The sequence below is a fragment of the Palaeococcus sp. (in: euryarchaeotes) genome (assembly GCF_053987695.1).
In genome coordinates this window covers 1-5,898 of the sequence record NZ_JBMXHE010000067.1, presented here as the reverse complement: position 1 = coordinate 5,898, position 5,898 = coordinate 1, and the positions used below count along the sequence as shown (strand labels likewise).

The 5,898-nt window shown below is 44.2% G+C and carries 7 protein-coding genes; 1 reads left to right on the top strand and 6 read right to left on the bottom strand.

Annotated elements, in window-relative coordinates:
• Positions 1–199: 199 nt before the first annotated feature.
• From ACXJGZ_RS05885 to glyS, 6 genes are all read right to left on the bottom strand, one after another.
• Complete coding sequence (locus ACXJGZ_RS05885) at positions 200–439, bottom strand: hypothetical protein (RefSeq protein ID WP_456398595.1); 240 nt, start codon at positions 437–439, stop codon at positions 200–202.
• A 76-nt stretch (positions 440–515) separates the two neighbouring features.
• On the bottom strand, positions 516–698 hold the full coding sequence (locus tag ACXJGZ_RS05880; RefSeq protein ID WP_456398593.1) for a hypothetical protein: 183 nt from the start codon (positions 696–698) through the stop codon (positions 516–518).
• Positions 699–823: 125 nt separating this feature from the next.
• A complete protein-coding gene (locus ACXJGZ_RS05875) occupies positions 824–2,236 on the bottom strand; it encodes an ATP-binding protein (RefSeq protein WP_456398591.1) in 1,413 nt (470 codons plus the stop codon).
• Between the two features lie 229 nt (positions 2,237–2,465).
• Positions 2,466–2,753 carry a DUF167 domain-containing protein gene (locus tag ACXJGZ_RS05870; protein WP_456326154.1) on the bottom strand — a complete coding sequence of 96 codons (288 nt, stop codon included), beginning with the start codon at positions 2,751–2,753 and terminating at the stop codon, positions 2,466–2,468.
• Positions 2,740–3,270, bottom strand: coding sequence for a ribonuclease FAU-1 family protein (locus ACXJGZ_RS05865; RefSeq protein WP_456398589.1), 531 nt, complete (start codon positions 3,268–3,270; stop codon positions 2,740–2,742). Before ACXJGZ_RS05865 ends, ACXJGZ_RS05870 begins: the two co-directional genes overlap by 14 nt.
• Before the next feature lie 84 nt (positions 3,271–3,354).
• The gene (glyS, locus tag ACXJGZ_RS05860; protein WP_456398599.1) at positions 3,355–5,058 is read right to left on the bottom strand and encodes a glycine--tRNA ligase; all 1,704 of its coding nucleotides are present in this window, start codon (positions 5,056–5,058) and stop codon (positions 3,355–3,357) included.
• 275 nt (positions 5,059–5,333) lie between these two features.
• On the opposite strand from glyS, the gene ACXJGZ_RS05855 reads away from it, so the two are divergent.
• The coding region (locus ACXJGZ_RS05855; protein WP_456398597.1) for a CoA-binding protein at positions 5,334–5,898 on the top strand (565 nt) is incomplete at its 3' end.

Here is a 5,898-nt window from a genome sequence, read left to right as displayed (position 1 = left end):
ATCCTATCTAACGCGTTCCCGATTGCGTGTCCTACCTCCCGCGTGTATGTTTTTGTGTGTTCTGCTGCAACTACCGCCAGAATTGGGTGGATTTGCGCGAGATGCGCTCTGTATGGCCCCTTTGAGCTTTCATGCCATTTTTTTCATGGTGTGATAATATATATGTTTGAATGGCTCCGTGTACCCGGCATCTAGCACTTCAAATATCTTTTTCCGGAATTCCGAGTGCTTTTCGCAAGATTCTTACTTGTTCTCCATTGTAAACTCTAAATAGTGCCACTTTTTTGATATTTTCTTTCGGGATGCCGTATCTTTTGCTCAGTTCTTCGAGTTCCCTTTCGTACTCTTCTCTTTCGCTTCTCTCATCGGCTTTTTTCTTTTCTTTCTTCCCTCCGAAGATGAACATTCCAGTCAACGCAAGAAGCGACAAAGCCACCACCCACTAAACTTCATCGCAAGAAGAAATAAGCCTTTCGGAGTTTTTCAGAAGCGATAAGCCTTTTCCCTCTCAAATCTCAATCGCCAAAAAGCTCCTTAAAGCTGACGAACCCCCCTTTCTTAACCTCTTCACGCATTTTTCTCAGCTCTTCATGTTCCTCCGCGCTTAAGTCCTCATAACCAAGGAAGTTGTCAATTTTTGAGTTCAGCTCTATGAGGAGACGTTCAATTCTCTCCAATCTTTTAACCACCTCGCTCACAACCTCCACCAATCTATACATCCCACTGAAGACTTAAATAGAATTCGGTTCCTCCATACGTACTGTCAGGATAAGCAGTAGGGTTTGAGTTCTTGATGATTCTTCAGAAAAAGAAGCCATCTTGCCTACCCTGGTGGTGATGCCCCGTTATCCTGACAGTATGCATCCATAAGCCTTTCGAAATCCTCCAAGTCCCATACGATGTATCCCCCTTCCCTCAGCCCCTCTTCCCCCTCAATTTCCTTTGCTACAATGCCATAATGCTTTTTCCAGCCATCAAGCCCAACTAGCTTCGCCTTCCTCTCCAAATCCTTCAGAATTCCCCGTGCATCCCTCTCGTTAAGGCGTTTCCACTTAACTTCAATGAGGAGGGCTTTTTTCTCCCTTTCATTCAGAGCGACAAGGTCAATCTCCTCACCTTTGTACCACCAGCGACCGATCTTCGTGAAGCGGAATGGTACCTTTCTTCCTCTGTTCAGCTCGATAAGGAACTGTTTTGCAATCTCCTCAAAGGCAAAGCCAAGGTAGTGGTTGAAGTTTGTCCTGAACTCCTCCAGCGCGCCATCTGGAAACCCGCTCTCAATCTCCTCGAAGTACGGGGCAACAAATCTGAACCAGAAGGCGAAGTACAAATCTTTAAAGCGGTAGATGCCCCTCTTCGCTTTCCTTCCTACTGGGAGCTCCCTCATCAATATTCCCAGCTCCTCAAGGATCCTCATGTAGCGGGCAGTGTTCTTGGGCTCGACGTAGGAGTACTGGGCTATCTCATTCACCCTGCTCTTGCCCTTGGCTACCGCCTCAAGGATTGTGTAGTAGGTTTCGGGCTCCCTAAGTTCTTCCTCAAGGAGCTCCTTCGCTTCCCTGAAGAGGAATGCGTTGGGATTGAAGAAGTTCTCCTCGATTTCGCCTTCAACGTTCCTTCCATTAAAAAGCTCCAAGTATCTCGGGACTCCTGAGGTTACAGCGTAGAGCTTAACGGCATCGTCCGGCGCTATTTCATTGAACCACTCGAAGAGGTGCTTAAACCTCAGCGGCGGGAGGTTGAGCGTTGCGTCGCTCCTCCCGTAGAGGGGGCTTGAGTAGTTGAAAAAGCTCCTCTTAAGCATCCCCACCGAGGAAGCAGATAGGATTAACATGATGTTGCTTTCCGGAAGGACTTCGTCCACTATGCTCTGGAACTCAGCCTCAACATCGGAATATCGGAGCAGGTACGAAAATTCATCGAGAAAGACTACCACCCTTTCCTGCGATTGAGAGACTATGAAGCGGAAGGCATCGCTAAAGGTCGAGAAATTCGGCGAGGGAATTCCAAAGTGTTCCCCTATTGCCCTGTTGAGTTTCCCTAGATTGTACTCCCAGACCCTCTTCTCGAACTGCACTGCTATGGCGCTCGTGTCCTTGAGAAATTCCCTAACAAGTCTGCTCTTTCCAATCCTCCTTCTCCCGGTGACGAGAACGAGGGTGAAGCCTTTCTTCTCATACAGCTTTTCGAGTGTTTTCAGCTCTTCTTCTCGGTTTACAAATTTTCGAATCTGCATAATATAATCAAAAGTCGAAAAACTATATAAGGGTTTTCCTAAAGCCCGTAACAGGAAACTTTTCGAAATCCTCCAAACCAAAAACCTCCACCTGGAAGTTTTCCTCCCCCCCAACAGCCCGATTAAAAAGGTATTGGCGTGGTATAACACTTAGCCTATAACTTTTAACTTTTTAACGGTTTTACCTTCCCGGTTTTCAAGGAACATCTTTGGAGCTGTACGTGGGAATTCACTTTATGTTCAGTTTTTCCTTCACATCTTCAACTTTCAAGCCTTTGATGAGCAGGTCTTTCTCCCTTGAGGTTTCCCCCCGGATTATAACCACCTCTCGCCCAAAGAGCTTTGAGAAGAACTTTACCACTTCCTTGTTCGCTTTGCCTTCAACCGGCGGGGCTTTGATTTTAACCTTTAAACGCTTCCGCCATTCATCTATCCCATCAATCCCGTTCCTCTTCGCCTTTGGCTGGACGTAGAGCATCAGAATTACTCCATCTTTGGTTTCCTTAATCATGTGCATTCCCCTCCGCTTCATAATGCCCGGAAAGTGAGTACTCCCACACAATCTTAGGCGGGAATTCTCCTTTCTCAATTTTTTCCATTATTTCCCTTGCTATGTTATAAGCGAAGTCAACAGTCTCCTTATCAACTATGCCGTAATTAAGTGCCATCTCAAGCTCTTCTTCGTCTAATAGGAAGTGCTCTCCATTGGGGAATATGAAGATGTCCAAAAACAGGTCGAGCATCTCCAGCGTATTCTCATATCGCTTTGTATATGCCAGCACATCGACATACAGGCCTTTAAAATTCCCTTCTCTATCGTAGACCTTCAAAATATCGTAGTTTTTGCCGACGAAGGCGAAGTAAATCATAAAGTAGCCATTCTCAATAGCCTTAACACCATTAACTCTTAAAGGAGCGAGCATGCCCTCAAACTTTGCTTTCGCAACTATAATGTCTCCTAAATCTGCAATAAGGTCATCTTCTCTTTCTAAAATCCTGTTTGGAATGCGCCTGTATATTAAGTGGATTTTCATCACTTTTTCCTCCCTACAAGGAGAAGCCAATGAGGAAGTTTCTTAAGGTGATATCACCATAAAGTTTGGAAGGGGTATGGAACATTACCCTCCAAAAATAAGCTCCCTCAGCTTCTCCGGGAGCTCATCAATCTTAACCCTTATCTGCCCTCTTGTGTCTCTATCCCTTACTGTCACTGTGCCATCTTCAGGGGTCTGATTGTCCACCGTTATGCAGTAAGGTGTTCCTATTTCGTCGTAGCGTGCATAACGCCTCCCTACGGTATCTTTTTCATCGTAGACGGCTATGAAGCCTTCTTTTTGTAGCATTCTAAAGATTCTGTAGGCGATGGTTTTCAAGGGCTCCTTAGCTACGAGAGGGAGTACAGCAACTTCTATGGGTGCCATATCCTTCTTCAGCTTTAGGTAGACCCTGCCGTCTTCGTCCATCGTGAGGGAATTCTCAAGAAGCAGGTAGAACGGACGATCGATACCAAAACTCGGTTCGAGTACATGAGGTACTATTTTTTCGCCTGTTATCCTCTCCTCGACTTCTCTGATTATGAAATCCTCCTTTTCAAGCTCATATCCATTAAGCGTTATTTTCCCGATTTGATTAAGCCTTTCAACGAGCTTTTTGATTTCTATTTCGTCCATTGCTTGAAGCTTTTCATTAACCTTTTTTGCATCCCCCTTAAGCTTTGGACCAACCTTCTTCATATTCAGGGAGAGTTTTAGACGCTTCACAATCTTCGGTTCTTTGTAATGAATTAAAACCGTCAAATCTTCCCCGCTCTTCTTTATGTGCCTGCTCAGGTCGTAATCTCCCCTATAGGCAATTCCAACGCACTCAACCCATCCAAAACGCTCACTCTTAATCTCGACATCCCATGTATCACTTGAGTAGTGGGCTCTCTCCTCCGGAAGCTGCTGACGGAAGCGTATGGCTTCTTCGGGTATTCCTATGTCCGAGAGTGTTCTCTTGACGACCGCCATATAATAGGCAAAGAAAGTGTTCATTATGTGGCCTTTTTTAACGGCTTCCTCAAGACTCATCTCGATCATTCCAAGGTCTTTGAGCTGGTGTTCTATGGGATAGAGCCTTAAAATCTCGTTCTTTACCTCTTCAAAGTGCGGATGTTCAGTATCCTTGGGGTTGAAGAATATCTCCGCCTCTGCTTGGGTGAACTCTCTAAGCCTAATCATGCCCTGTCTTGGCGAGATCTCATTTCTATATGCCTTTCCTATCTGGAATACACCAAAAGGAAGCTGATTTCTCGCAAAGTGATTCAAACGTTTGAAATTTATAAATAAGCCCTGGGCTGTTTCAGGTCTTAAATACCCTTTTTTATCCTTGTATGGACCTATGAACGTCTCGAACATTAAATTAAAATACCAAACTTCCCCAAGCTCGCCGCCACATTCGGGACATTTTATATCATGTTCTCTTATGAGTTCGGTTAAGTGCTCTGCACTCATCCCCTCTGTATCTACATTCAAAGCTTCTTCTACCAGATGATCTGCTCTAAAGCGTAAGCCGCACTTTTGGCACTCGACTAGAGGGTCAACAAACTTTTCGACGTGTCCCGAGGCTATGAAAACTTCCTCAGGGGTTATTGTTGGAGTTTCAAGCTCGAAGAAACCTTCCCTCTGAAAGGCTTCTCTAATTTTCTGTTCGATTTTTCTCTTTATACTAGCTCCAAGAGGACCATAATCATAAAAACCAGCACTACCACCATATATCTCAAAGCTTCCCCATGCAAAGCCTCTCCGCCTCATCAAATCCTGCAATACTTCAAACTTGTCCATCTTTTTCACTTCTCTCACCTTTTATGGGCTATGAGAAGAGCCTAAAAAACTTTTGTGGTTGGGGATACTCTCCAGCCAGCAGTAGAAAAGCAATTCTAAACTTCTGTTACCCTTCTAAGGGATTTAAAAAAGCACAAAGATGAAATCACATTATTTAACTCCTGATTTCTTTGTTTAGATTTATTTTAGTGATTTATCATTCGCATCCAAAAGAGCAAAACCTTTATAAATGTAAAGTTTCTAGGATTGGATAAAATATCCAAGAGGTGAAAAAGGTGAGGAATCTTGATGTGCTGTTTTACCCAAAGAGTGTGGCAGTTATTGGTGCCTCAAATATTTCTGGAAAAGTTGGAAATGCTATAATGTGCTCCATAATGAGAGGTTTCAGCGGAAAAATTTATGCTGTTAATGTCAAGGGCGGAGAAATCAAGGTTAATGGAAAAAAGTTCAAAGTGTATGGGAGTATAAAAGATATTCCTGACGAAGTTGACGCTGCCGTTATAGCCGTCCCGGCAAGGTTCGTCCCTCAAATTATCGATGAGTGCGGGCAAAAGGGAGTTAAAGGAGCAATAGTTATTTCAGCTGGCTTTAAGGAAGCTGGAAAAGCAGATTTGGAAGAAGAATTGGTAAGGAGAGCAAGAAAATGGGGAATTAGAATTATAGGGCCTAACTGTTTAGGTGTGACAAATTTAGAGAATAGCTTTGATTGTAACTTTAATCCTCCGGAGAGGCAGGCTAGGCCTGAGTTTGGTGGGATTGCTTTTATGAGTCAGAGTGGTGCTTTTGGAGCGGCTATTCTTGATTGGGCTGCGAGGCATGAGGTTGGGATGAGTAAGTTCA

What these genes read in the sequence shown, in the direction of transcription:
- ACXJGZ_RS05875 (WP_456398591.1), bottom strand. Translation starts at nt 2,236, where the DNA reads ATGCAGATTCGAAAATTTGTAAACCGAGAAGAAGAGCTGAAAACACTC.
- ACXJGZ_RS05870 (WP_456326154.1), bottom strand. Translation starts at nt 2,753, where the DNA reads ATGCACATGATTAAGGAAACCAAAGATGGAGTAATTCTGATGCTCTAC.
- glyS (WP_456398599.1), bottom strand. Translation starts at nt 5,058, where the DNA reads ATGGACAAGTTTGAAGTATTGCAGGATTTGATGAGGCGGAGAGGCTTT.
- ACXJGZ_RS05865 (WP_456398589.1), bottom strand. Translation starts at nt 3,270, where the DNA reads ATGAAAATCCACTTAATATACAGGCGCATTCCAAACAGGATTTTAGAA.